Raw genomic sequence first — 1,639 nt, 5'->3', positions numbered from 1 at the left:
CGCTGGAGCCGGCCGGCTGGGACGAGGCCCTGGACCGGGTCGCCGCCGGGCTGGCCGGCACCCGCTCGGAGCACGGCGCCGACGCGGTCGGGGTGTTCGGCGGGGGCGGCCTGACGAACGAGAAGGCGTATCTGCTGGGCAAGTTCGCCCGCCTGGTGCTGGGCACCTCGCAGATCGACTACAACGGCCGGTTCTGCATGTCGTCGGCGGCAGCCGCGGGCAACAGGGCGTTCGGGCTGGACCGGGGGCTGCCGTTCCCGCTGGAGGACGTGGCGCGTACGGGCTGCGTGCTGCTGGTCGGCTCCAACCCGGCCGAGACGATGCCGCCGGCCCTGCGCTACTTCACCGAGCTGCGGGAGAGGGGCGGCCGGCTGGTCGTGGTGGATCCGCGCCGGACCCGTACCGCCGAGCAGGCCGACCTGCACCTGGCGCCGCGGCCGGGCACCGACCTGGCCCTGGCGCTGGGGCTGCTGCACCTGATCATCACCGAGGGCCGCACCGACGAGTCCTACATCGCCGCCCGCACGGTCGGCTGGCCGGAGGCGCGGGCGGCGGCGATGGCGCACTGGCCGGAGCTGGTGGAGCGCATCACGGGGGTGCCGGTGCCGCAACTGCGCCAGGCCGTCCGGTACTTCTGCGAGGCGGAGGCGGCGATGGTGCTGACCGCGCGCGGTCCGGAGCAGCAGGCCAAGGGCACCGACACCGTGGGCGCCTGGATCAACCTGACACTTGCCACCGGCCGGGCGGGGCGCCCGCTGTCCGGTTACGGCTGCCTCACCGGGCAGGGCAACGGCCAGGGCGGACGGGAACACGGCCAGAAGGCCGACCAGTTGCCCGGCTACCGGATGCTCACCGATCCGGCGGCCCGGGCCCACGTGGCCGGGGTGTGGGGGGTGGACCCGGACGTGCTGCCCGGTCCCGGCCGCAGCGCCTACGAGTTGCTGGACGCGCTCGGCCGGGACGTGCGGTCGCTGCTGCTGATCGGCTCCAACCCTGTCGTGTCGGCGCCCCGGGCAGCGCACGTCGAGCAGCGGATCCGTTCGCTGGACTTTCTCGCGGTCAGTGACGTGGTGCTGTCGGAGACCGCCGCGCTGGCCGACGTGGTGCTGCCCGTCGCCCAGTGGGCGGAGGAGACCGGCACCATGACGAACCTGGAGGGCCGGGTACTGCTGCGGCGCCGGGCGCTCGACCCTCCGTCCGGGGTGCGGACCGATCTCCAGGTGCTGCACGCGCTGGCGGCGCGGCTCGGCTGGGAGAAGGGCTTTCCCGAGGACCCCGAGGAGGTGTTCGACGAGCTGCGCCGGGCCTCCGCCGGGGGTCGCGCGGACTACTCGGGCATCACCTACCGGCGGATCACCGAGGAGGACGGCGTCTTCTGGCCCTGCCCGGACACGTCCGCCGACACCCCCGGCGACCTGCCGGACGATCCGTCCGCCGACCACTCCGCGCCGCCGCACCCCGGCACCCCGCGCCTCTTTCTCAACCGGTTCGCCACGCCCGACGGCCGGGCCCGGTTCGCACCGGTCGGCGACCGGCCGTCCGCCGAGGAGCCCGACGCGGCGTACCCGGTGCTGCTGACGACGGGCCGGGTGCTCGCCCAGTACCAGTCCGGGGCCCAGACCCGGCGGGTGCCGGAGCT

At 75.1% G+C, this 1,639-nt stretch carries 1 protein-coding gene; it reads left to right on the top strand.

From position 1 onward, the window contains the following. Positions 1-2: 2 nt before the first annotated feature. On the top strand, positions 3-1,639 hold a 1,637-nt coding region (locus ACYVE9_RS25890; protein WP_461030322.1), incomplete at its 3' end, for a molybdopterin oxidoreductase family protein.

It is taken from the genome of Streptomyces sparsus, assembly GCF_054776295.1.
This window is presented reverse-complemented; position numbering and strand designations above follow the sequence as displayed.